At 64.0% G+C, this 23274-nt stretch carries 21 protein-coding genes and 1 pseudogene; 20 read left to right on the top strand and 2 right to left on the bottom strand.

Translation table 11 applies throughout. The features are described from left to right. From HDG32_RS27780 to HDG32_RS27695, 18 genes and pseudogenes are all read left to right on the top strand, one after another. Nucleotides 1–252: citrate/2-methylcitrate synthase (locus tag HDG32_RS27780; protein WP_311540419.1), on the top strand; the 252-nt coding region annotated here is incomplete at its 5' end. A 319-nt stretch (nt 253–571) separates the two neighbouring features. Then, the gene (gene leuC / locus HDG32_RS27775) at nt 572–1981 is read left to right on the top strand and encodes a 3-isopropylmalate dehydratase large subunit (protein WP_184036019.1); all 1410 of its coding nucleotides are present in this window, start codon (nt 572–574) and stop codon (nt 1979–1981) included. Nucleotides 1982–1986: 5 nt separating this feature from the next. Beyond that, nucleotides 1987–2145, top strand: a complete 159-nt coding sequence (locus HDG32_RS27770) for an entericidin A/B family lipoprotein (protein ID WP_018424119.1) — start codon at nt 1987–1989, stop codon at nt 2143–2145. Between the two features lie 84 nt (nt 2146–2229). Beyond that, the gene (gene leuD, locus HDG32_RS27765; protein WP_184072222.1) at nt 2230–2883 is read left to right on the top strand and encodes a 3-isopropylmalate dehydratase small subunit; all 654 of its coding nucleotides are present in this window, start codon (nt 2230–2232) and stop codon (nt 2881–2883) included. 90 nt (nt 2884–2973) lie between these two features. Continuing rightward, entirely contained in the window at nt 2974–4041 is a 1068-nt protein-coding gene (leuB, locus tag HDG32_RS27760; RefSeq protein WP_090808296.1) for a 3-isopropylmalate dehydrogenase, read from the top strand. Nucleotides 4042–4401: 360 nt separating this feature from the next. Further along, nucleotides 4402–5523, top strand: a complete 1122-nt coding sequence (asd, locus tag HDG32_RS27755) for an aspartate-semialdehyde dehydrogenase (protein WP_184036025.1) — start codon at nt 4402–4404, stop codon at nt 5521–5523. A 169-nt stretch (nt 5524–5692) separates the two neighbouring features. Beyond that, on the top strand, nt 5693–8386 hold the full coding sequence (locus HDG32_RS27750) for a FimV/HubP family polar landmark protein (protein WP_260336614.1): 2694 nt from the start codon (nt 5693–5695) through the stop codon (nt 8384–8386). Further along, nucleotides 8383–9195, top strand: a complete 813-nt coding sequence (truA, locus tag HDG32_RS27745; RefSeq protein ID WP_184072220.1) for a tRNA pseudouridine(38-40) synthase TruA — start codon at nt 8383–8385, stop codon at nt 9193–9195. Before HDG32_RS27750 ends, truA begins: the two co-directional genes overlap by 4 nt. After that, entirely contained in the window at nt 9192–9902 is a 711-nt protein-coding gene (locus tag HDG32_RS27740; protein WP_184072219.1) for a phosphoribosylanthranilate isomerase, read from the top strand. The genes truA and HDG32_RS27740 overlap by 4 nt, the downstream gene beginning before the upstream one ends. Nucleotides 9903–9962: 60 nt before the next feature. Further along, nucleotides 9963–11156, top strand: a complete 1194-nt coding sequence (trpB, locus tag HDG32_RS27735) for a tryptophan synthase subunit beta (RefSeq protein ID WP_184036034.1) — start codon at nt 9963–9965, stop codon at nt 11154–11156. A 9-nt stretch (nt 11157–11165) separates the two neighbouring features. After that, the gene (locus HDG32_RS27730) at nt 11166–12080 is read left to right on the top strand and encodes a site-specific DNA-methyltransferase (protein WP_184072218.1); all 915 of its coding nucleotides are present in this window, start codon (nt 11166–11168) and stop codon (nt 12078–12080) included. A gap of 80 nt (nt 12081–12160) precedes the next feature. Next, a complete protein-coding gene (gene trpA, locus HDG32_RS27725) occupies nt 12161–12973 on the top strand; it encodes a tryptophan synthase subunit alpha (protein ID WP_184036040.1) in 813 nt (270 codons plus the stop codon). A gap of 79 nt (nt 12974–13052) precedes the next feature. Further along, nucleotides 13053–13925 carry an acetyl-CoA carboxylase, carboxyltransferase subunit beta gene (gene accD / locus HDG32_RS27720; protein ID WP_090808311.1) on the top strand — a complete coding sequence of 291 codons (873 nt, stop codon included), beginning with the start codon at nt 13053–13055 and terminating at the stop codon, nt 13923–13925. Between the two features lie 321 nt (nt 13926–14246). Further along, nucleotides 14247–15557, top strand: a complete 1311-nt coding sequence (folC, locus tag HDG32_RS27715; RefSeq protein WP_184072217.1) for a bifunctional tetrahydrofolate synthase/dihydrofolate synthase — start codon at nt 14247–14249, stop codon at nt 15555–15557. Between the two features lie 29 nt (nt 15558–15586). Then, the gene (locus HDG32_RS27710) at nt 15587–16540 is read left to right on the top strand and encodes an SPOR domain-containing protein (protein ID WP_184072216.1); all 954 of its coding nucleotides are present in this window, start codon (nt 15587–15589) and stop codon (nt 16538–16540) included. A gap of 7 nt (nt 16541–16547) precedes the next feature. Continuing rightward, nucleotides 16548–17099 (top strand): CvpA family protein, encoded by a 552-nt coding sequence (locus HDG32_RS27705; RefSeq protein WP_090808318.1) that lies wholly within the window; start codon nt 16548–16550, stop codon nt 17097–17099. A gap of 89 nt (nt 17100–17188) precedes the next feature. Further along, nucleotides 17189–18739, top strand: coding sequence for an amidophosphoribosyltransferase (gene purF, locus HDG32_RS27700; protein WP_090810350.1), 1551 nt, complete (start codon nt 17189–17191; stop codon nt 18737–18739). Between the two features lie 142 nt (nt 18740–18881). After that, nucleotides 18882–19555, top strand: a pseudogene (locus HDG32_RS27695) (PLP-dependent transferase). Nucleotides 19556–19639: 84 nt separating this feature from the next. Here HDG32_RS27695 and HDG32_RS27690 read toward each other — a convergent pair. Next, nucleotides 19640–20428 carry a helix-turn-helix domain-containing protein gene (locus HDG32_RS27690; protein ID WP_184072215.1) on the bottom strand — a complete coding sequence of 263 codons (789 nt, stop codon included), beginning with the start codon at nt 20426–20428 and terminating at the stop codon, nt 19640–19642. Between the two features lie 19 nt (nt 20429–20447). Then, nucleotides 20448–20789 carry an FKBP-type peptidyl-prolyl cis-trans isomerase gene (locus HDG32_RS27685; RefSeq protein ID WP_090808322.1) on the bottom strand — a complete coding sequence of 114 codons (342 nt, stop codon included), beginning with the start codon at nt 20787–20789 and terminating at the stop codon, nt 20448–20450. A gap of 195 nt (nt 20790–20984) precedes the next feature. On the opposite strand from HDG32_RS27685, the gene HDG32_RS27680 reads away from it, so the two are divergent. After that, nucleotides 20985–21806, top strand: coding sequence for a sensor histidine kinase KdpD (locus HDG32_RS27680; RefSeq protein WP_184072214.1), 822 nt, complete (start codon nt 20985–20987; stop codon nt 21804–21806). Nucleotides 21807–21897: 91 nt separating this feature from the next. Next, on the top strand, nt 21898–23241 hold the full coding sequence (locus HDG32_RS27675) for a hemolysin family protein (RefSeq protein WP_184036049.1): 1344 nt from the start codon (nt 21898–21900) through the stop codon (nt 23239–23241). Nucleotides 23242–23274: the final 33 nt, after the last annotated feature.

Raw genomic sequence — 23274 nt, 5'->3', positions numbered from 1 at the left:
ATCGCGCTCGAAGACGAATACTTCGTGTCGCGCAAGCTGTACCCGAACGTCGACTTCTACTCGGGTATCGTGCAGCGCGCGCTGGGCATTCCGACGTCGATGTTCACCTGTATCTTCGCGATGGCGCGTACGGTCGGCTGGATCGCGCAGTGGAACGAAATGATCGCCGATCCCGAGCAGAAGATTGGCCGTCCGCGTCAGTTGTTCATCGGCGAGACGCTGCGTGAAGCGAAGCCGATCGCACAGCGCTGATCGCTGATCGACCTCGATACGCGCGCTTCGCAGCGGCATTCGTGCCGTGCAAAAGCGCGAAATCCGAGTGAATAAAACGCCTCGACGGGTCTACCGTCGGGGCGTTTTCCGTTTCGGCGGCAGCCACGCGTCGCGCATGCGGCGCATTGGCGTCGCTGGGGCCAACGCTTGCCGGGTAACGACGATACAGGTATTGCCACTACCAGCCAACTCCATGTTTTTTATCGGTTTTTTCGTCGGCTGAGCAGCCCATCGCGGTGCGCAGCGTGGCATAATCAATCGACACAGTCAGCCCGCAGTCATTACTACCCCGCATACCATGGCACAGACTCTCTACGACAAATTGTGGAACACGCACGTGGTCCACACGGAAGACGACGGCACCACGATTCTCTACATCGACCGTCACCTGCTGCATGAAGTGACCAGCCCGCAGGCGTTCGAAGGCCTGAAGATGGCCGAGCGTCCGGTGTGGCGCATCAGCGCGAACCTGGCCGTGTCCGACCACAACGTGCCGACCACGGACCGCAGCCACGGCATCGCCGATCCGGTGTCGAAGCTGCAGGTCGACACGCTCGACGCCAACTGCGACGCCTTCGGCATCACACAGTTCAAGATGAACGACCTGCGTCAGGGCATCGTTCACATCATCGGGCCGGAACAGGGCGCCACGCTGCCGGGTATGACGATCGTCTGCGGCGACTCGCACACGTCCACGCACGGCGCGTTCGGCGCGCTCGCGCACGGCATCGGCACGTCGGAAGTCGAGCACGTGCTGGCCACGCAAACGCTGCTGCAGAAGAAGAGCAAGAACATGCTCGTGAAGGTCGAGGGCCAATTGCCGCGCGGCTGTACCGCGAAGGACATCGTGCTCGCGATCATCGGCAAGATCGGCACCGCGGGCGGCACCGGCTACGCGATCGAATTCGGCGGCTCGACGATCCGGTCGCTGACAATGGAAGGCCGCATGACGGTCTGCAACATGGCGATCGAAGCGGGCGCGCGCGCCGGCATGGTCGCCGTCGACGACACCACGGTCGAATACCTGAAAGGCCGTCCGTTCTCGCCGCAGGGCGTCGAGTGGGATCACGCGGTCGAGTACTGGAAGCAGTTCAAGTCGGACGACGGAGCGCATTTCGATCGCGTGGTCGAGTTGAACGCCGCCGAAATCGTGCCGCAGGTCACCTGGGGCACGTCGCCGGAAATGGTCACGCCGATCGACGGCCGCGTGCCGGATCCGGAGCGCGAAAAGGACCCGGTCAAGCGCGACGCGATGGAGCGCGCGCTCAAGTACATGGCGCTCGAGCCGAACGCGCCGATCGAGTCGATCAAGCCGGATAAAATCTTCATCGGGTCGTGCACCAACGCGCGCATCGAAGACATTCGCGCCGCGGCTTACGTCGTGAAGAAGCTCGGCCGTCGCGTCGCGCCGAACATCCGTCTGGCGATGGTCGTGCCGGGTTCGGGTCTCGTGAAGGCGCAGGCGGAGCGTGAAGGCCTCGACAAGGTCTTTACCGAGGCCGGTTTCGAATGGCGCGAGCCGGGCTGCTCGATGTGTCTGGCAATGAACGCCGACCGGCTCGAGCCGGGCGAGCGTTGTGCATCCACGTCGAACCGCAATTTCGAAGGTCGTCAGGGCGCTGGTGGCCGCACGCACCTGGTGAGCCCCGCAATGGCCGCGGCTGCGGCCATCGAAGGGCATTTCGTCGACATTCGCAAGCTCGGATAAACCGCATGATGAAGAACATGAATCGCATCACTCTATTGCGCCGCTTCGCACTCGGCACGTTCGCCGGGCTCCTGCTCGGTCTTGCCGGCTGCAACACGGTGCACGGATTCGGCCAGGACATGTCGCACCTCGGCAATTCGATCAGCAATCACGCTGAGAAATAAGCGGTTTTTGATTTTTGCCGGCGATACGGCGCGGGGGTTCCAGCCGCCAGTCGCATCGCCCGGTCCTGAACAGGCGCAAGCGTCATGGATAATTTCATCGTACACACCGGCGTCGTGGCGCCGCTCGATCGCGAGAACGTCGACACGGACGCGATCATTCCGAAGCAGTTCCTGAAGTCGATCAAGCGCACGGGTTTCGGTCCGAATGCGTTCGACGAATGGCGCTACCTCGACCACGGCGAACCGGGTCAAGACAACTCGAAGCGTCCGCTGAACCCGGATTTCGTGCTGAATCAGCCGCGCTACCAGGGCGCCTCGGTGCTGCTCGCGCGCAAGAATTTTGGCTGCGGCAGCTCGCGCGAACACGCGCCTTGGGCGTTGCAGCAATACGGCTTTCGCGCGCTGATCGCGCCGAGCTTCGCGGACATCTTCTACAACAACTGCTTCAAGAACGGCGTGCTGCCGATCGTGCTGACCGAACAGCAGGTCGATCATCTGTTCAACGAGACGTATGCGTTCAACGGCTTCGAGCTGACGATCGACCTCGAAGCGCAAGTCGTGCGCAAGGCCGACGGCGGCACCGAATATCCGTTCGAAGTCGCGGCGTTCCGCAAGTATTGTCTGCTGAACGGTTTCGACGACATCGGCCTGACGCTGCGTCACGCGGACAAGATCCGCCAATTCGAAGCGGAGCGTCTCGCGAAGCAACCGTGGCTGAACAATCGCCTCGTCCGCTAAGCGAAACCGTGAGGGCGTCAGGGGCGTGAAGTCCGCGCGCCAATGTCGGTTTGCGCCAGAAGATCCGAAAAAAATCATCAAGGAATTCGCATGAAGATCGCAGTGTTGCCGGGCGACGGCATCGGTCCCGAAATCGTCAAGGAGGCCGTCAAGGTCCTGAACGTGCTCGGCGAGAAGTTCGAACTCGAAGAAGCGCCGGTCGGCGGCGCGGGCTACGAAGCGAAGGGCCACCCGCTGCCGGACTCGACGCTCGCGCTCGCGAAGGAAGCCGACGCGATCCTGTTCGGCGCGGTCGGCGACTGGAAGTACGACAAGCTCGAACGCGCGCTGCGCCCTGAGCAGGCGATTCTCGGTCTGCGCAAGCACCTGGAACTTTTCGCGAACTTCCGTCCGGCGATCTGCTACCCGCAACTGACGGGCGCGTCGTCGCTGAAGGAAGAGATCGTTTCGGGTCTCGACATCCTGATCGTGCGCGAACTGAACGGCGACATCTACTTCGGTGCGCCGCGCGGCGTGCGTACGTCGCCGGACGGCCTGTTCGCCGGCGCGAAGGAAGGCTTCGACACGATGCGCTATTCGGAACCCGAAGTGCGCCGCATCGCGCACGTCGCATTCCAGGCGGCGCAAAAGCGCGGCAAGAAGCTCACCTCGGTCGATAAAGCCAACGTGCTCGAAACGTCGCAGTTCTGGAAGGACGTGATGATCGACGTGTCGAAGGAATACGCGGACGTCGAACTGTCGCACATGTACGTCGACAACGCCGCGATGCAGCTCGTGAAGGCGCCGAAGTCGTTCGACGTGATCGTGACCGGCAACATGTTCGGCGACATCCTGTCCGACGAGGCGGCCATGCTGACCGGCTCGATCGGCATGCTGCCGTCGGCATCGCTCGACAAGAACAACAAGGGCTTGTACGAGCCGTCGCACGGCTCCGCGCCGGATATCGCCGGCAAGGGCGTTGCCAATCCGCTCGCCACGATCCTGTCGGCCGCGATGATGCTGCGCTATTCGCTGAACAAGGCGGAGCAGGCCGATCGCATCGAAACCGCGGTGAAGAAGGTGCTCGAACAGGGCTATCGCACCGGCGACATTCTCACGCCGGGTTGCAAGCAGATCGGCACCGCCGCGATGGGCGATGCCGTCGTGGCCGCGCTGTAAAACGCGTGCACCGCATGCGCTCGCAGAGCGAGGGCATGCGGTGGTCAGCTCAACAATACTGGCCTTTTAAAAACGCGAATCGGGCCTTTAAATAGGCCGATTTGCACGTCATACGGCGAAGAACGCCGCCAGTTTTCCGTTTTCGTGTATATTGTTGTGATGGCTCAGATCTCCCAAATCTCCTCGATTTCCAAAATGCACGGCACAACGGCCCGTGCGATCGAGTTCGCCATTACCATCAAAACCATTACCCCGAAAACGATCACGAAGCGCTGATCGTCCGTCGTGCCCGCCCATCTTCCCCGCGCGGTCACTGCGGGCAAAGACGCGGGGAAGTTTCCATTCGAAGGGTATGAAGTCATGAACGTAGGTCTCGTAGGTTGGCGCGGCATGGTCGGCAGCGTCCTGATGCAACGTATGCAGCAGGAAGGCGATTTCGACTTGATCGAACCGGTGTTTTTCAGCACCAGCAACGCGGGCGGCAACGCGCCTTCGTTCGCCAAAAACGAGACCAAGCTCAAAGATGCGACAAGCATCGACGACCTGAAGAAGTGCGACGCGATCATTTCCTGCCAGGGCGGTGACTACACGAACGAAGTGTTCCCGAAGCTGCGCGCGGCGGGCTGGAACGGCTACTGGATCGACGCGGCATCGTCGCTGCGCATGAAGGACGACGCGGTCATCATTCTCGATCCGGTCAACCTCGACGTGATCAAGAACGCGCTCGTCAAAGGCCAGAAGAATTTCATCGGCGGTAACTGCACGGTCAGCCTGATGCTGATGGCATTGGGCGGCCTGTTCCGCGAAAACCTCGTCGACTGGATGACGGCCATGACTTATCAGGCCGCATCCGGCGCGGGCGCGCAGAACATGCGCGAATTGCTGTCGCAAATGGGCACGCTGCACGGCGCGGTGAAGAACGAACTGGCAGACCCGGCTTCGGCGATTCTCGACATCGACCGCCGCGTGCTCGAAGCGATGAACAGCGACAGCATGCCGACCGACCACTTCGGCGTACCGCTCGCGGGCTCGCTGATTCCGTGGATCGACAAGGATCTCGGCAACGGCATGTCGAAGGAAGAGTGGAAGGGCGGCGCGGAAACCAACAAGATCCTCGGCAAGCCGGCCATGGGCACGCCGGGTTCGATTCCAGTCGATGGTCTGTGCGTGCGGATCGGCGCAATGCGCTGCCATTCGCAAGCGCTCACGATCAAGCTGACCAAGGACGTGCCGCTCGACGAAGTGAACAGCATCCTCGCGTCGGGCAACGACTGGGTCAAGGTTGTGCCGAACGAACGCGAAGCGTCGATGCGCGACCTGTCCCCGGCGGTTGTCACCGGTACGCTGACGGTGCCGGTCGGCCGCGTGCGCAAGCTCGCGATGGGAGGCGAGTATCTGTCGGCCTTCACGGTCGGCGATCAGCTGCTGTGGGGCGCGGCTGAACCGCTGCGTCGTATGCTTCGCATTGTGCTCGACAAGTAAAGTAAACTACGCGCTCACGACGCGTAGACAACTCAAGAAGCGTCGCGCTTGCGCGGCGCTTTTTTCATTGTGTGCTCCGATCATCTTGTCTCTTTCCACTCGCAAAAAAGGCTGCGCGCTGACGCGCCCAGGTGTCCCGATGAACTTTCGACGCTCCGCTCTTCGGGCTATGTCCATTCGTCACGAGAAGGTGCGATTCAGCAGCCGTCCGGCGGCGATGGCCGCTTGTGCCACTTTCGCCCTTGCGCTGCTCGGCGGTGGCGCGGGCAATGCGCTTGCCGCGCCGGCTAGTGCCGCGAGCGCGCCGGATGCCGCTTCCGCTGTCAGTTCCACTACCGCTGTCGTTGCTGTCGCTGCGGGCTCTCAGTACACCGTACACGCAGGGCAGTCGCTGAACGATGTCGCGATCGCTATTACGCAGTCGCATGACCGGGCGGTACTCGCGCGCGCTACGCACGCATTGTTCGACACGAATCCGGCCGCGTTCATGAATCACGATCCGAGCCGGATGCGTGTAGGAGCGGTGTTGATCGTGCCGGCGCTCGATGCGTCGGGGGCCTTGGCGGTTTCGTCGACTGGGGCCGCGGCAGGGGCGTCGGAGTCCGCGGCGGCTGCGCCCGCTTCCGCGCCGACTGCCGCGCCGGCCGCGGCGGCTGCCGCCAGCACGGCGAGTGCAGTCGCGCAGGTCAACGCCGCCGCCGCGAGTGCGGCCAGCGCGGCGGCTCAAGCGACGACGCCGGCCGCATCCACGGTTTCCGGCGCGGCCAGCGCGGCGGTATCGACCGGCGCGGCGGCGGGCGGTGCGGTTTCGTCCGCGCCAGTGGCCGGTTCGGCGCCGGTGGCGACGAGTGGCACGCGGGAATGGGCCGAATCGATTCAACCGGCGGCGAGCGCGCCCGCCGGACAAGCGCCGTCGGCAGCGACCGCGGCCGCGCAGGCGGCTTCGCAGCCGCATCCGCAGGTGTCGAGTCTGCAGCAATTGCTGGCGCTGAAAAACCGCGTGCTGATGGAGTTGCAGAAGCACGGTATCGGCGGGGCGCCCGTCGCTTCAGGCCCAACGCCGACGAGCGCTGCGCAGCCGGCACCGGCAGGTTCCGCGGCGACCGTGGCCGTGGCGCCGGAGCACGCGAATGTGACGACGTCGCCGTCGAATGAGGGCGGCATCTCTCAGCGCGATTTGAGCATCGCGGCGGCCGTGGGCGCGGCACTGATCGTTCTGCTCGCTGCTCTGCGCATGGGTCGCCGCAAGCGCGATCAAGAGGCCGCGGCACGGGCCGCCCAGGCAACTGATGCAGAAATGGCGAGATCCGCGCGTGAGGCCGATTCGCGCAATGGCAGCGCGGCGGCGGGGCAGGCCGCGGTCACGGAAGGATCGGACGCGCAAGATCAAGAGGTTGCACGGCAGGCCGCAGCAGCAGAGCATGCGGCTGCGGAACGTGCGGCTGCGGAACGTGCGGCAGCCGAACAGGCAGCGGCAGAAAGCGCGGCTGCGGAGCGGGTAGCAGCGGAGCGCGCGGTGGCCGAGGAGGCGGCGGCCAAGCGCGCCGCAGCGGAACGTGCAGCAGTCGAGCAAGCCGCAGCGGAAAGTGCAGCAGCCGAACAGACGGCAGCGGAAAGTGCAGCAGCCGAACAGACGGCAGCGGAGCGAGCCGCAGCAGAGCGAGCAGCGGCCGGAGAACACGCCGCGGCGGAACGCGCAGCAGCGGAACAAGCAGCAGCCGAACAAGCAGCAGCCGAACAAGCAGCAGCCGAACAAGCAGCAGCCGAACAAGCAGCAGCACGCGTCGCCGCCGAACATGCGGAAGCGGAACGCATAGCAGCAGAGCGCAGCGCATCCGAGCGCGCCGCAGAAGAACAGGCGGCACAGCAAGCAGGCACGCCCGAACCTACTGCACCAATGGCGCCACTCGCCAGCATCCCGCTACCCAGCCAAAGCGAACTGTCCAGCGAACCACCGGCGGTCGCACCCGCCCATGACGAGACGCTGCGCTCCGCCGCGACGGCCGCCAATCTCGCCGCCGCGGCAGAACTCGGCGCCGACGCGCTGCCGCTGGGACCGCTCGAACCGGTTGGCGCCGCGGCGCAGGACGAGAACGCGCATCGCCTGCAATGGGACGAGGAACCCACAGAAAGTCCGACCGCAGAGAAAACGACAGGCACGACGACAACCCCGAGCCCAAGCGCCGCGGAACCGCCCTCGACAGCGTCGCACACCGCGACGGCCGAACCGCAGTCCCCCTTGAACGTTCCACCCCCAGTAATCGATTTCACGCAACATCAGATCGAACCGCGCGCCACTACGTCGTTCGGTCAGCCGTTCAGCGACATCCCCGTGCCGACGGAACCCGCGCCGTCCGCACCGACCGAGTTCCCGCGCGACGCCGTCGACGCGTTCGGCAGCCTCAACATGCCGCTGCCGCCGCGCATCGACGTGCCCACCGTCGGCGAAGCGGAGCCTTCCACGTCGCTTTCGACGCAACCGGTCGCATCGCCCGACACGACCGCGCAGCAGGCCTTCGGCGTCCATGGCGCGGACGACGACGCCCCGCACATCGCCGACCAGATCGCCGCCGGCACAGCCGGCCACGGCGCCGTCGCGGGCCTCGGCGCGGCCGGCTTCGGCGCGCTGAAGCTCGACTTCGACCTCGAGTTGCCGCCGAGCCCGGCTCAGCCATTGCCGGCCTTCACACCGGCCGATCTCGGCCGCATCGCGCGCAACAAGCTGGAGTTGGCCTCCGAGTACATCGAGCTCGGCGATCTGGCGGGCGCCCGCGCGCTCATCAACGAAGTGATCGAAGCAAACGATCCAGCCACGCGCACCGAAGCCCGCGCGTTGCTTTCGACTCTCGCACCGCTGTCGTGAAGCGCATCGCATTAGGCGTGCAATACGACGGCGCCGCGTTCACTGGATGGCAGTCGCAGCCGCATGGCAACACGGTACAGGACGAGCTCGAACGGGCGCTGCGCGAATTCATGCGCACGCCCGTGCAGACGGTGGTCGCCGGCCGCACCGACCGCGGTGTGCATGGCTTGGGTCAGGTCGTGCATTTCGACACCGACCTCGATCGCCTCGATATCTCCTGGGTGCGCGGCCCGAACGCGTTTCTGCCGAAGACGATCGGCGTGCAATGGGCCAAGTCGATGCCCGACGATTTTCACGCGCGGTTTTCGGCATTCGAGCGGACCTATTACTACGTGCTGTACGTAAGTCCGGTTCGCTCGCCGATGCTCACGACGCGCGCCGGCTGGGTGCACACGCCACTCGACGTCGACGCGATGCGCTCGGGCGCCGAGCAGCTGATCGGCGAGCATGACTTTTCGGCGTTTCGTTCGTCGCAATGCCAGTCGAAGACGCCGTTCAAGCACCTGTACCAGATCGACGTCAAACGACAGGGTAACTTCGTGCATTTCCGCTTCCGCGCGAACGCGTTCCTGCATCACATGGTGCGCAACGTGATGGGCTGTCTGATCGAAATCGGCAGCGGCCGCCGCCCGGCCGCGTGGATGGCCGACGTGCTCGCGAGCCGTAGCCGCGATTGCGCGGCGCCGACCTTCATGCCCGACGGCTTGTACCTCGCGCAAGTGGGCTATCCTGAGCAATTCGGCGTGCCCGACCCGGCGACGGGCAGCGTGCCGTGGAGCAGCGTATGGACCGAGCAACCGGAAACATGAAAGCAGCAGAGAACCCCGCCATTCAGACCGACGCCACCGCCTTGCAAGGCGTGCCACATCGCACGCGCATCAAGCTGTGCGGACTGTCGAAACCCGTCGACATTGCACACGCGATCGACCTCGGCGCCGACGCGATCGGCCTCGTGTTCTATCCGCCGAGCCCGCGCTCGGTGAGCGTCGCGCAAGCGGTCGAACTCGTGCATGAGGTCCCGCCGTTCGTGTCGGTCGTCGGTCTGTTCGTCAACGCGACGCCGGAATGGGTTCACGAAGTCGCGAGCAACGTGAACCTGACGCTGTTGCAGTTCCACGGCGACGAGACGCCTGAGCAGTGCGAGGCGCTCGCCGGCGTTGCGGGTTTGCCTTGGTTGCGCGCGTTGCGTGTTGCGGCGGATACTCGAGCGGCCGATTTGGTAAAATCGGCATTCAACTATTCAGCAGCCAGTGGTCTTCTGTTCGACACCCATGTCGAAGGCTACGGCGGCGGTGGGAAGGTTTTCGATTGGTCACTTATTCCAGCAGAACTCGCGCATCGGGCCGTTTTGAGTGGTGGGTTGAACGCGCAAAACGTCAGTGATGCGATCCATCGCGTGCGCCCGTACGCGGTCGATGTCTCGAGCGGCATCGAAGTAGCGGGCGCCCGGGGCGTGAAGGATCACGCCCGGATGGCGGCGTTCGTACGCGCGGTGCGCGCTGCGGACGCTGAATGATTCAGGCTCGCGGGCGCTTTCCGATGAAAGCCGCGAGCCATCCTGAGAAGAGTGATCACCATGTACAACTTGCCTGACGAAAGAGGCCACTTCGGCCAATTTGGTGGTGTGTTCGTCGCCGAAACGCTGTTTTCCGCACTCAACGAGTTGCGTGAAGCGTACGAGAAATATCAGAAAGACCCGGAGTTCGTCGCCGAATACGAGCGCGAATTGAAGTATTTCGTCGGTCGCCCGTCCCCGATTTATCACGCCCAGCGCTGGAGCGAATTGCTCGGCGGCGCGCAGGTTTATCTGAAGCGTGAAGACCTGAATCACACGGGGGCGCACAAGATCAACAACGTGATCGGCCAGGCGCTGCTCGCCAAGCGCATGGGCAAGCCGCGCGTGATCGCGGAAACCGGCGCCGGTCAGCACGGCGTGGCCACGGCGACAATCTGCGCGCGCTTCGGTATGGAGTGCGTGGTCTACATGGGCGCCGAGGACGTGCGCCGCCAGGCCGCGAACGTTTATCGCATGAAACTGCTCGGCGCGACGGTCGTGCCGGTCGAATCGGGGTCGCGCACGCTGAAGGACGCGCTGAACGAAGCGATGCGCGACTGGGTCACCAACGTCGAAAACACGTTCTACATCATCGGCACGGTTGCGGGTCCGCATCCGTACCCGATGATGGTGCGCGACTTCCAGCGTGTGATCGGCGACGAATGCCGCGTGCAGATGCCAGAACTCGCTGGCCGTCAGCCGGACGCCGTCATCGCGTGTGTTGGCGGCGGTTCGAATGCGATGGGGATCTTTTACCCGTATATCGACGATAGTTCCGTGCAGTTGATCGGCGTCGAAGCGGCCGGCGACGGCCTCGAAACGGGTCGTCACGCGGCATCGCTGATCGGCGGTAGTCCCGGCGTGTTGCACGGTAACCGCACGTATCTGCTGCAAGACGAAGACGGCCAGATCATCGAGACGCATTCGGTGTCGGCAGGCCTCGACTACCCGGGCGTCGGCCCCGAGCACGCGTGGCTAAAAGAGAGCAATCGCGCTCAATACGTAGGCATCACCGACGAAGAAGCGCTGAAGGCGTTCCACGATTGCTGCCGCATCGAGGGCATTATTCCTGCGCTGGAGTCGAGCCACGCGCTCGCTTACGCTACGAAACTCGCGCCGACCTTGTCGAAAGACAAGATTCTGCTGGTCAACCTGTCGGGCCGCGGCGACAAGGACATGCACACGGTCGCTGAGCGATCGGGTATCCAGTTCTGAGCCGCGACGATGCGCGACGAGTTCGACGAGCCGCAGCCGGCGATTGAATCCACGAATCCGGACGCCGAAGTCCCGGCGGCCGCGGCATCTGCACCGCTGCTGGCGCAGGTGCCGGCCGGCATTCAGCTGTTAAACCGCGATTTTCTAACCGATGTAGCGAACATTCCCGATGAGTCGATCGACCTGATCGTCTGTGATCCGCCTTATGGGTTGGGGAAGGACTATGGCAACGACTCGGACATGCGCACGGGCGAGGAATTTCTCGTCTGGACGCGCGGCTGGCTCGAGCTCGCTGTACCGAAGCTCAAGCCAACAGGGTCGCTCTATATTTTCTGCACCTGGCAATACGCGCCGGAGATCTTCAGTTTCCTGAAGACGAAACTCACGATGGTCAACGAAATCATCTGGGACCGGCGCGTGCCGAGTATGGGCGGCACCACGCGCCGCTTCACGTCAGTGCATGACAACATCGGTTTTTTCGCGGTGTCGAAGGACTACTTCTTCGATCTCGATCCCGTCCGCATCCCGTACGATGCAGTCACGAAGAAGGCGCGTTCGCGAAAGTTGTTCGAAGGAAGCAAGTGGTTGGAGCTTGGCTATAATCCGAAGGATGTCTGGTCGGTATCGCGTCTGCATCGGCAGCATGCCGAGCGCGTTGCGCATCCAACCCAGAAACCTCTGGAAATCGTCGAGCGGATGGTACTGTCCAGCTGCCCGAAGGGCGGCCGCGTGCTCGACCCATTCATGGGCAGCGGCACCACCGCAGTCGCTTGCGTCCGTCATCAGCGCGAATTCGTCGGCTATGAGATCAACGAGAGCTATTGTGCGATAGCGCGCGAGCGCGTCAGCGCCGCCGCTACGCCTGCTGCGCCCCGTCGGACCCGAGCCAGGCCAAAAGTGCAGCCGTCGACCGAAGTGCAGTGAAAAGCGCGAGATGCGCCGCTAAGTTCGCTGAAAAGCGCGCGGCAATGGGCGCGCAATAGCCCTAATTCGAGAGTACTTCCATGTCCCGTATCAAGAACACGTTTGCCGCGCTGTCCGCCCAGGGTAAGAAAGGCTTGATCCCGTTCATGACCGCTGGCGACCCGGACCCGGCTCGCACGGTCGAGTTCATGCACGCCCTCGCCGCCGGCGGCGCGGATGTGATCGAACTAGGCGTGCCGTTTTCCGACCCAATGGCAGACGGTCCTGTCATTCAGCAGTCGTCTGAACGCGCGCTCGCGAAGGGCGTGTCGCTACGCCATGTGCTGGCCGACGTCAAACGCTTCCGCGAAGCCGACGACAAAACCCCGGTCGTGCTGATGGGCTATGCGAATCCGATCGAGCGAATGGGCGCCGAGGCCTTCGCGAAAGCCGCGAAGGAAGCCGGTGTCGATGGCGTGCTGGTGGTCGACTATCCGCCTGAAGAGTGCGCAAACTTCGCGGAACAGATGCAATCTGCCGGGATCGATCCGATCTTTTTGCTCGCGCCGACTTCAACCGACGAACGTATCGCCGAAGTCGGCCGCATCGCCAGCGGCTACGTCTACTATGTGTCGCTGAAAGGGGTCACCGGCGCCGCAAATCTGGACGTTTCCAGCATCGCGAGTAAAATCCCGGCCATCAAGTCGCGCGTCCCCCTGCCGGTGGGCGTCGGTTTCGGCATTCGCGACGCGCAAACGGCGCGTGCGGTGGGCGAGGTGGCCGATGCCGTCGTGATCGGCAGCCGTATCGTTCAATTGCTCGAACAGGCAGCGCCCGACGCCGCTGCCGAGACGCTCACGCGTTTCGTTGCCGAGGTGCGCGAGGCGCTCGATAGCGTCGCGACTGCCCGATAACAGTTATTTTTTGTCGCGTTAACGTGAGCGGCGGGCTCGTCCCGCCGTTCGCGCGACTGCTGACCCAGAAGGATTCCCTATGAGCTGGCTCGATAAGCTGCTGCCGCCGAAAATCAAACAAACCGACCCGAAAAACCGCAAGGGAATTCCGGAAGGCCTGTGGATCAAGTGCCCGTCGTGCGAAGCCGTGCTGTATCGCAACGACGTCGAGGCCAATCTGCATGTTTGCCCCAAGTGCGACCATCACATGCGCATCGGCGCACGTGAGCGGCTCGACAGCCTGCTCGATCCGGAAGGCCGCTACGAAATCGGCCAGGAAATCGTTCCGGTCGACGCGCTGAAGTTCAAAGATAGCCGCAAGTACCCTGAGCGCATTAAAGAGGCGATGGACGAAACCGACGAGACCGACGCAATGGTCGTGATGGGCGGCGCGATTCACACGCTGCCGGTCGTCGTGGCGAACTTCGAGTTCTCGTTTATGGGCGGCTCGATGGGTTCGGTGGTCGGCGAGCGTTTCGCGCGCGGCGCGCAGAACGCGCTCGAACAGAAAGTGCCGTTCATCTGCTTCACCGCTTCGGGCGGCGCGCGGATGCAGGAAAGCTTGCTGTCGTTGATGCAGATGGCAAAGACCACCGCGATGCTCACGAAGCTGGCGGAAGCCAGGCTGCCATTCATCTCGGTGCTGACCGACCCGACGATGGGCGGCGTGTCCGCGAGTTTCGCATTCCTCGGCGACGTCGTGATCGCCGAACCGAAGGCGCTGATCGGCTTTGCTGGCCCGCGCGTGATCGAACAGACCGTGCGCGAGAAACTGCCGGAAGGCTTCCAACGCGCCGAGTTTCTGCTGCAAAAGGGCGCGATCGACATGATCGTCGATCGTCGCAAGCTGCGCGAAGAGATCGCGCAATTACTGGCGCTGTTGAGCCATCAGCCGGCGGACGCGGTCGCGTAAAAGCCGGGCAGCACCGCATTTGCCGCTCTTTCGCCGCGCTGTCGAAGACGCGGCGGAGCCAGAGAAGCAATCAAAAAAATAGCGCGCCGCGTGAGCAATCAAGCGGCGCGCTGTCATTTCCAGGATAATTACCGTCGCCTGCGATGCGGCAGCGGTCGAAGCCGAAGCTGGCGCGGCTCAAGGCGCGGGTTTGTGCGCATAAACCGCGCAACGGCCTACGCCCATGACCGGCGACCCGCGACCCTCGACCGCAACCGCCTGACCAGCACCCTTCGCAGCACTGTAGAACCGAACTACCGCGACTCACTCAAGATTCACCCGATGACGACATTCCCCACTCTCGACGCGTGGCTCACGCACCTTGAATCCGCGCATCCGGTCGGCATCGACATGGGTTTGGGCCGAATCTCCCAGGTGCGTGATGCGATGCAGCTATCGTTTGCGTGCCCGATCATCACGGTCGGCGGCACGAACGGCAAAGGCTCGACCTGCGCGATTCTCGAAGCGATCCTGCTGCGCGCGGGCTATACGGTCGGCTGCCACACGTCGCCGCATCTGCTGTCGTTCAACGAGCGCGCGCACATCAACGGGGCAATGGCAAGCGACGCAGATCTGCTGCCGCACTTCGAAGCCGTCGAGGCCGCGCGCCAGAGCCTCGCCAAACCGGTCACGCTGACCTACTTCGAATTCACGACGCTCGCGATCATGAGCCTGTTCGCGTCGCGCGGCCTCGACGCGGTGATTCTCGAAGTGGGCCTCGGTGGCCGTCTCGACGCGGTCAATATCCTCGATACCGACTGCGCGATCATCACGAGCATCGATATTGACCACACCGACTATCTCGGCGACACGCGCGAAAAAATCGCGTTCGAAAAAGCCGGTATCTTCCGTCCGGGCAAGCCGGCGATTTGCGCGGACCCGGTGCCGCCGCAATCGTTGATCGATCACGCGGAAAAGATCGGGGCGCAATTGTGGTTGTTCGGCCGCGATTTCCGTTACGAAGGCCAGGCCGGCAGCGAGCGACAGCAGTGGAGCTATGTCGGCCCGACGCTGCGGCGCTCGGCGCTCGCGTATCCATCGCTGCGCGGCGCGAATCAGCTGATCAACACGTCGGCGGCGCTGGCCGGGCTCGAAGCTTTGCGCGACCGTCTGCCGGTGTCCGCGCAGGACATCCGGCTCGGCATCGCCAACGTGGATCTTCCGGGCCGTTTCCAGGTACTGCCGGGCAAGCCGTCCATCGTGCTCGACGTCGGCCACAATCCGCATGCCGCCGCGGTGCTCGGGCAAAACCTCGGCAACATGGGCTTTTTCCCGTACACGTACGCGGTGTTCGGCGCGATGCGCGACAAGGACATCGCCGGCGTGCTAAGTCATCTGAAAGGCGAGATCGATCACTGGTGCGTGACCGATCTGCCGACCCCGCGCGCCGCGTCCGCGCAAGAGCTGGAAACCGTGTTGCGCGAGCTGGGCGTGGAAGATGGCGCCGACAGCAGCGTCATGCGTTATGCGACGCCGGCGCAGGCTTTCCAGGGCGCGCTAAAACGTGCGTCAGAGAATGATAGAATCGTCGTTTTCGGCAGTTTCTATACGGTAGCGGGTGTGATGGCCTACCGGAAATCGCAGCAACACTGAGCGGGCACCAGGCTCGAACCAAGCGATTCATGGGAATTTTCTCGTTCGGCAAGAAAGACGACGCGCCCAGCCGGCGCGGCGCAAACACCAGTTCCAATCGGGCCACCCGGGGTGAACGCGTCGAGCGGCGAACCCGCCGCACCGAGCGCACCGTCGATGCAGATGCAATGCTGCTCGACCCCACGCTGCCGGAAAAGCAGCGCGCGCGCCGCCGGCTCGTCGGCGCAATCGCACTGGTTGTCGCGGCGGTGATCATCCTGCCGATGGTGTTGGACTCGCACCCCAAGCCCGTCACCGACGACATCTCGATCGACATTCCGAACCGGCCCGCGCCGAAGCTCTCCAGATCCACTGCCAACGAAGACGTGCAGGCCGGCGTCGCGCTGGACAATCCGTCGGCCGCCGACACGGGCGTGGCTGCGTCCGGCCTCGCGCCGGCAACGAGCGCGGCGACCACGGCGGCAGCCTCGGCCTCCGCCGCCAAATCGACGCAATCGACGCAATCGACCGCAGCGAAACAAGGCGCGACTCCCTCCGCCGCAACTGGCGCTGTTACCGCCGCGACGCCGAAGCCCGCCGCGAAGCCGCAAACGCAATCGCTCGCAGCCAACACCGCGCCTGCTGTCCCCGCCAAACAGACGAAGGCACCCGCCACCACACCGTCGGCGTCGACCGACGACGAAGCGAACCCGGCCACCGCCAGCGCCGACGCGAACTCCGGCACGCCGGCCTCGCCGCCGGGCAACCGTTTCGCGGTGCAGCTCGGCGCCTTCTCGAACGAAGCGAACGCGCGCAATTGGGCCGCGAAGTTGAAAGCGGCAGGCGTGCCCACATATACGGAACATAGGAAGCAAGCCGACGGCTCGACGCTGACATTGCTGCGTGCAGGCCCGTTCGCCGACCGCGCCGCGGCCACCGCCGCTGTCGCGAAGGTCCGCGAGGCGGGCCTCGTGTCGGGCTCGAACGGCGGCAGAGCACAGTAAGCGAGCGATGTTCACTGCCTTCGACTACGCTGTAATGGCGGTGATCGGTTTGTCGGCGCTGCGAGGCGCCTGGCGCGGTTTGCTGTCGGAAGTGTTTGGTTTGATCGGCTGGGTCGCGGCGTTTTTCATCGCTTGCGAGTTCGTGGGCTACGTGGTCCCGTATATCCCGTCTACCTGGCCGGGCGGCGCGTTGACGCAGTGGCTGCTGGCTTTTTCGCTCGTGGTGATCGGCGTAGTGCTGGTCACGAGCGTGGTGAGCGCGCTGCTCAGCCGCCTCGTGCAGGTCACGGGACTGGGTGGTGCGGACCGCTCGCTCGGTTTGATGTTCGGCCTCGTGCGTGGGGTCGTTCTGGTGCTGATTCTGGTCGCCCTCGCAGGCTTGACCGAACTGCCCAAAGAGGAATTCTGGCGCAACGCGCTGCTTCGTCCGTATGCGGTTGCGGGCGTACGCGCAATGAAACCGCTGCTCCCCGAGGCGCTCGCCGCTTACGTCCATGTGGACGATTCGGGCGCCCCGAGCAATGCGCAACAGGACTCCGGCGCATACCGGCTGCCTTGACGTCGTAGCGCGTGCCGTCGCATGAAAGCGCGGGCGCGGTCGCAGGCACCGGTCGCCATCACGAATTTCGTACCTTTGAAGGACATGCCATGTGCGGCATCGTAGGCGTAGTTTCCCATTCCCCGGTCAACCAGCTGATCTATGACAGCCTGCTGCTTCTGCAGCATCGCGGTCAGGATGCCGCCGGCATCGCGACGGCGAACGGCAGCAATTTCCACATGCACAAGGCCAACGGCATGGTGCGCGACGTGTTCCGCACGCGCAACATGCGCAGCCTGCCGGGCACGACGGGCATCGGCCAGGTCCGTTACCCGACCGCCGGTTCGGCGTCGAGCGAAGAAGAAGCGCAGCCGTTCTACGTGAACGCGCCGTTCGGCATCATCCTCGCGCATAACGGCAACCTCACCAACTGGCAGCAGCTGAAAGATGAGATGTTCCGCATCGATCGCCGCCACGTGAACACCAATTCCGATACCGAAGTGCTGCTCAACGTGCTCGCGCACGAGCTGCAACTGTCGAGCTCGGGTCTGCAGCTCGATCCGGCCGCGCTGTTCAAGGCGGTGTCGGGCGTGCATCGCCGGGTGCGCGGCTCGTATGCGATCGTCGCGTTGATCGCTGGCTACGGCCTGCTTGGTCTCCGCGACCCGTTCGGCATCCGTCCGCTGTGCCTCGGCAAACGGGAAACGGCTGACGGCGTCGAGTGGATGCTGGCGTCGGAATCGGTGGCGATCGAAGGTGTCGGTTTCGAATTCGTGCGCGACGTGCAGCCGGGCGAGGCGATTTTCATCGACGCCGAAGGCCAGCTGCATTCGCAGCAATGCGCGACGACCACGAGCCTGAACCCCTGCATCTTCGAACTCGTGTATCTGGCGCGTCCGGATTCGGTGCTCGACGGCGTGCCGGTCTACAACGTGCGTCTGCGCATGGGCGACTACCTCGCCGAGAAGATCAGGCGCGAGCTGCCCGACGTCGCAATCGACGTGGTGATGCCGATTCCCGATTCGTCGCGCCCGGCCGCGATGCAGGTCGCGAAGAAGCTCGGCGTCGAGTATCGCGAGGGCTTCTTCAAGAACCGCTATGTAGGCCGTACCTTCATCATGCCGGGACAGGCGGTGCGCAAGAAGTCGGTGCGCCAGAAGCTGAACGCGATGAACATCGAGTTCAAGGGCAAGAACGTGCTGATCGTCGACGACTCGATCGTGCGCGGCACGACGTCGCATGAAATCGTGCAGATGGCGCGCGATGCGGGCGCGAACAAGGTGATTTTCGCGTCGGCGGCGCCGCCGGTGAAATTCCCGAACGTCTACGGCATCGATATGCCGACGCGCGGCGAACTGGTCGCGCACGGCCGCTCGGACGAGGAAGTTGCGCGCATGATCGGCGCGGACCACCTCGTGTATCAGGACGTCGATGCGCTGAAGCAGGCGGTGCGCGATATCAATCCGGCGCTGAAGGAGTTCGAGGCTTCGTGCTTCGACGGCAACTACGTGACCGGCGACATCACGACCGAATACCTCGACCGCATCGAAAGCGCGCGTCTCGCGCCGTCGTCGCAATCGGATCGCGATGCCGCGAGCGAAGCGATCGACGGTGGCGGCCCGGCGCGTTCGCAGCTGCATCTGCAACTGTCGGTGGGTTGAGCGTACACACCGCGCCCCGAGCGCATTAACATGTTGGCTTGCGTCGATTTGATCTCAGCTTGCGGACGCGGGGCAACCCGAAACAGCTAAAGCGAAGGGCGGAACGCGACAGTCGTCCGCCCTGGCTCCAGCCTCCCCGCACATGAAGCCCGCTTATGCCGACGCAAAAGCGGGCTTTTTTGTTGCTGCCTTATTTAGCCGCGGAGGCAGCCACGGAAACCTGGAGACCAGAACCAAACTCGAAGGCGGCGAGGCTTGCATCGCGACGGCTTCAGGCATGGCCGCGATCATGTCGGTCGTGATGTCGACGTTGCAGGCGGGCGATCACCTCGTCAGCTCGCGGGCGCTGTTCGGCTCGACGCTCGGCATGTTCTCGCAGATCTTCAGCAAGTTCGGCATTACGCGAATGCGCTGTTCGTCGTCGATAACTGCTTCTGCAGCCCGGCGTTGCAGCAGCCGCTGAAGCTCGGCGCGGACGTCGTCATGCATTCTGCGACCAGCTTCCTCGACGGCCAGGGCCGTGTGCTCGGCGGCGCGCTGGTCGGTTCGAAGAAAATCATCATGGAAAAGGTGTTTCCGTTCGTACGCAGCGCCGGGCCGACGCTGTCCGCGTTCAACGCGTGGGTACTGTTGAAAGGCATGGAAACGTTGTCGCTGCGCGTCGAGAAGCAGTCGGCGAATGTGCTCGAAATCGCGCGCTGGCTCGACTCGCATCCGGCCGTCAATCGCGTGTTCTATCCGGGGCTCGAATTTGCGGTGGGGCTTGAAAACGCGGGCGATATCCGTGCGGATCTGCAATGTGGGCTCGAAAGCTGACAGGCAGGGCAAAACCTGTGCGCGGCATACAGGCTTCAAATGGCCTCAAGGGTCTCAAAGCCCTCCGCGCCACCTCCGCCGCGCTCAGTGCCGCAACGCGCGCCACTGCCCGGGCGCCAGCCCGAAACGCCGCGTGAACGCGTGCGTGTAAGCGCTCTGATCGCCGAAGCCGATCTCGAGCGCGATATCGGTCAACGAAAGACGCGCGTCCGCAAGCAGCGTGATCGACGTGTCGAGCCGCAGCCGCTGCAAATAGCGATGCGGCGTCTCGCCGAACGCATCGATAAACAGTTGATGAAAACGCCGCATGCCGAAGCCGCAGTGCGCGGCGAGGTCCGCGATCTTCAGCGGCTCGGACAGATGCGCGCGCAGCCAGCGGTCGATGCGCGCGAAATCGAGACGAACGCCTTCGCTCTGCACACCGGCAAGTGCCCCGGAATCGGCGACAAGCGCGGCGCCCAGGCGTGCCGCAGCATCCCAATGAAAGCGACGGTGACCGAAGGCATTATCTTGCGCTTCGCCCACGCCGCCCGCAGCATGCGCGGCAATCGCGTGCACGAGCTGTGCGAGCGATGGATCAACGGCCACGGCGCGCGCGCGCTCGAACAACCGCTCGGGCACCGCCAGCGACGCCGCAGGCAAATCGAGCACGAGCTGCCGGTTCGTGCCGACACCCGCATAATCGTGCCGCGCGCCGGCCGGGATCAGCCATGCGGAGCCGGCGTCGATCTGCTCGGCGACACCGTCAACCGCCATCACCATTGCGCCGTCGAGCCCCAGCACGACCTGGTGGAAGTCGTGCACGTCCGACGCTTCGATCGCGCCATAGCAGCGCAGCGAAACGTTGGGGGCGGTGACGGCGGCGTGGCTCACGACAATACTCAGACGTGACTCAGACTTCGAGCAGTTCGACTTCGAACACGAGCGTCGCGTTCGGCGGAATCACCCCGCCCGCGCCGCGCACGCCGTAGCCGAGTTGCGGCGGAATGGTCAGCTTGCGCTTGCCGCCGACCTTCATGCCTTGCACGCCTTCGTCCCAGCCCTTGATGACCATGCCGCCGTCCAGCACGAACGCGAACGGGTCATTGCGGTCCTTGCTCGAATCGAACTTCTGGCCGTCGGTCAGCCAGCCCGTGTAATGCACGGTCACGGTCTTGCCGGCCACGGCTTCGGCGCCGGTGCCTTCCACGAGATCTTCGTACTTCAGGCCGGATTCGGTCGTCACAGTCGACATGCGTTGCTCCTCAGATCAAAACGTAAAACCGACATTGTAGGCGCGTTGACGTCGATCGCGGAGTCGGGTCCGGCTCCGCGCATGGCATGCGGATTGCGTTCCGCGTTGCGATTCGGCCTCGACTGGTCGGTCCGAACGGGATGCCTATAATGGGGCTTCCCCCCATCATCCAGCATTGCCTGAGAGGACTCGATCGTGACTACGTCACCCAACGGGACTGCTGGCGCCCAGCCGGCGTCGGCCGGCTTCGTCATCACCGAACGCAGCGCGCTGCTGCGCGCGGAAACCGCGTTGTTCATGCGCGATCACGTGCTGTCGCTGGTGTCGCACGACCTGCGCGGTCCGTTGAATGCGATTCATAGCTGGGCGTACGTGCTCGAGCGCAAGCTCGACGCGAACGATCCCAATTCACAGCGCGCGATCACCGGCATTCGCAGCGGCGTCGATCAGCAGGTGAAGCTGCTCGAGACGATCGTCGATGCGACGCGCGCCGAAACGAAATCGCTCGCGCTCACGTATGAACCCTTTCCGCTGCATCCGCTGCTCGACGAAACCGTCGAGGAAGTCCGCGCCGGCCTCGCCCGCGCGCGCGGCGTCGAAGTGCGGCTCGACTCGAAGATCGCCACCGAGCAACTGAACGGCGACCGCGCTCGGCTCGCCGCCGCGGTGTGGCTGATGCTGACGTTCGCCGTCGAAGCGAGCGCGCGGGGCACCGAGGTCGCACTGGCCGCGCGCGCGGACAACGGCACATGGCATGCGAGCGTCACGTACGAGCCGAACGAGGCCGCGTTGAACGACGCCGCGCTGCCGCATGTGCTCGAAGCGTTCGCGCGCAAGCAGGCGGGCGAACCGCGCGAGGCGAAGCGCATCGCGTGGGTGTTCGCGTTGTGCAAACGCGTCGCGGAGGCGCACGGCGGAAGCTTCGAGCAAAGCGATACGACGGAAGCGGACGGCGTCACCGCGACCCCCGCCACGCTCGTGCTGCGCGTGCCGTTCAGCGCGGCGGCGCCGAAATGAGCGTCGCGCGCGAATGCGTTGGCGCACAATCAGGATTTCATCGATCTTTCAGCCCCTATACTGACAACTTTTGTTGCCGGAGCCCGTCGCTTTGATCCAGGTTGTCGCTCTTATCGGTGCAATGTTTCTGGTTGCACTCAACGGCTTTTTCGTCGCCGCCGAATTCGGTCTGGTCAAACTGCGGCAGACCCGCGTGCAAAGCCTTGCCACCCAGCATGGCATGCGCGGGCGTCTGCTCGCGAAGGTGCACGGACAGCTCGACGCGTATCTGTCGGCGTGTCAGCTCGGCATCACGCTCGCGTCGCTCGGCCTCGGCTGGATCGGCGAACCGGCGTTCGCGCAACTGCTGATGCCGCTTTTCACCGTGATCGGCGTCGAGTCCGAGAAGCTGATGCATGGCATTTCACTGTTCTTCGCGTTTTCGTGTATTTCGTTCCTGCATATCGTGGTCGGCGAACTCGCGCCGAAGTCGCTCGCGATTCGCGAGGCGGAGAAAATTTCGCTGTGGACCGCGACGCCGCTGTACGGTTTCTACTGGGCCATGTACCCGGCCATCTGGCTGCTCAACACGAGCGCGAACGCGGTGCTGAAGGCCGCGGGGCTCGATACCGACCAGGGTCACGACTCGCGTTACTCGACCGAGGAACTCAAGCTGATCCTGCGCGGCCGCCGCGCGAACGTCGCGAGCGAACTCGGTGCGTCGACCGGCGCGTACAGCCAGGACGAATGGAACACGATCGCGCACTCGCTCGACTTCTCGCGAATGACCGTATCGGACCTGATGCGGCCGTCGCATGAAATGGTGTGCCTGCGGCGCGATCTGCCGCTGCGCGACAACATGCAGGTGGTCGCGCGGCACCGCTTCAGCCGCTATCCGCTATTCGAGGATGCATCCGGCGAACGCGTGGCCGGCATGATCCATCTGAAGGACCTGCTGCTCGCGCGCCAGGCGGGCAGCACGCTCGACGACCTGTCGCGCTACGTCCGCCCCGTGCAGTACGTGAAGCCGGACATGCCTGCGCTCGAACTGTTCCGGCGCTTTCGCAAGGGCGCGCCGCACTTCGCGCTGGTCGGCCACAAGAACGCGAAACCGATCGGCTTCCTGACGCTCGACAACCTGCTCGGCGCGCTGGTCGGGCAGATCCACGATGAATTCCGCCAGGGAGACGCCGACTGGACCCGCATGGACGACGGCACGCTGATGGGCAAGGGCAGCTTGCCGGTGGTGTCGCTCGAACGTGCTCTGGGTATCGACATCGAGGAAGGCAAGGCCGAATCGGTGGGCGGGCTCGTGATCCAGGCGCTCAACGATCTGCCGAGCGAAGGGCAGCGCGTCGAGTTCGAAGACTTCGACGTCGTGGTCAAGAAGATGAAGGGACCGCGCATCGTGCTCGTGCGCGTGTATCCGAAGCTGTTCGACGACGAGGGCGGTTGAGGGCCGAGCCAACCCGAAGCTTCAACCCTTTTT

The organism is Paraburkholderia sp. CI2 (assembly GCF_014201055.1).
In the GTDB taxonomy this organism is placed as follows: Bacteria; Pseudomonadota; Gammaproteobacteria; order Burkholderiales; family Burkholderiaceae; genus Paraburkholderia; species Paraburkholderia tuberum.
Note: the sequence above shows the minus strand (reverse complement) of the source record. Positions and strands in the feature narration are given on the sequence as shown.

Coding starts and splice junctions, on each gene's coding strand:
- folC (WP_184072217.1), top strand. CDS start 14,247: ATGACGACATTCCCCACTCTCGACGCGTGGCTCACGCACCTTGAATCC.
- HDG32_RS27685 (WP_090808322.1), bottom strand. CDS start 20,789: ATGTCGACTGTGACGACCGAATCCGGCCTGAAGTACGAAGATCTCGTG.
- HDG32_RS27740 (WP_184072219.1), top strand. CDS start 9,192: ATGAAAGCAGCAGAGAACCCCGCCATTCAGACCGACGCCACCGCCTTG.
- purF (WP_090810350.1), top strand. CDS start 17,189: ATGTGCGGCATCGTAGGCGTAGTTTCCCATTCCCCGGTCAACCAGCTG.
- HDG32_RS27730 (WP_184072218.1), top strand. CDS start 11,166: ATGCGCGACGAGTTCGACGAGCCGCAGCCGGCGATTGAATCCACGAAT.
- HDG32_RS27710 (WP_184072216.1), top strand. CDS start 15,587: ATGGGAATTTTCTCGTTCGGCAAGAAAGACGACGCGCCCAGCCGGCGC.
- HDG32_RS27750 (WP_260336614.1), top strand. CDS start 5,693: ATGTCCATTCGTCACGAGAAGGTGCGATTCAGCAGCCGTCCGGCGGCG.
- trpB (WP_184036034.1), top strand. CDS start 9,963: ATGTACAACTTGCCTGACGAAAGAGGCCACTTCGGCCAATTTGGTGGT.
- accD (WP_090808311.1), top strand. CDS start 13,053: ATGAGCTGGCTCGATAAGCTGCTGCCGCCGAAAATCAAACAAACCGAC.
- HDG32_RS27770 (WP_018424119.1), top strand. CDS start 1,987: ATGATGAAGAACATGAATCGCATCACTCTATTGCGCCGCTTCGCACTC.
- trpA (WP_184036040.1), top strand. CDS start 12,161: ATGTCCCGTATCAAGAACACGTTTGCCGCGCTGTCCGCCCAGGGTAAG.
- leuD (WP_184072222.1), top strand. CDS start 2,230: ATGGATAATTTCATCGTACACACCGGCGTCGTGGCGCCGCTCGATCGC.
- HDG32_RS27705 (WP_090808318.1), top strand. CDS start 16,548: ATGTTCACTGCCTTCGACTACGCTGTAATGGCGGTGATCGGTTTGTCG.
- asd (WP_184036025.1), top strand. CDS start 4,402: ATGAACGTAGGTCTCGTAGGTTGGCGCGGCATGGTCGGCAGCGTCCTG.
- leuC (WP_184036019.1), top strand. CDS start 572: ATGGCACAGACTCTCTACGACAAATTGTGGAACACGCACGTGGTCCAC.
- leuB (WP_090808296.1), top strand. CDS start 2,974: ATGAAGATCGCAGTGTTGCCGGGCGACGGCATCGGTCCCGAAATCGTC.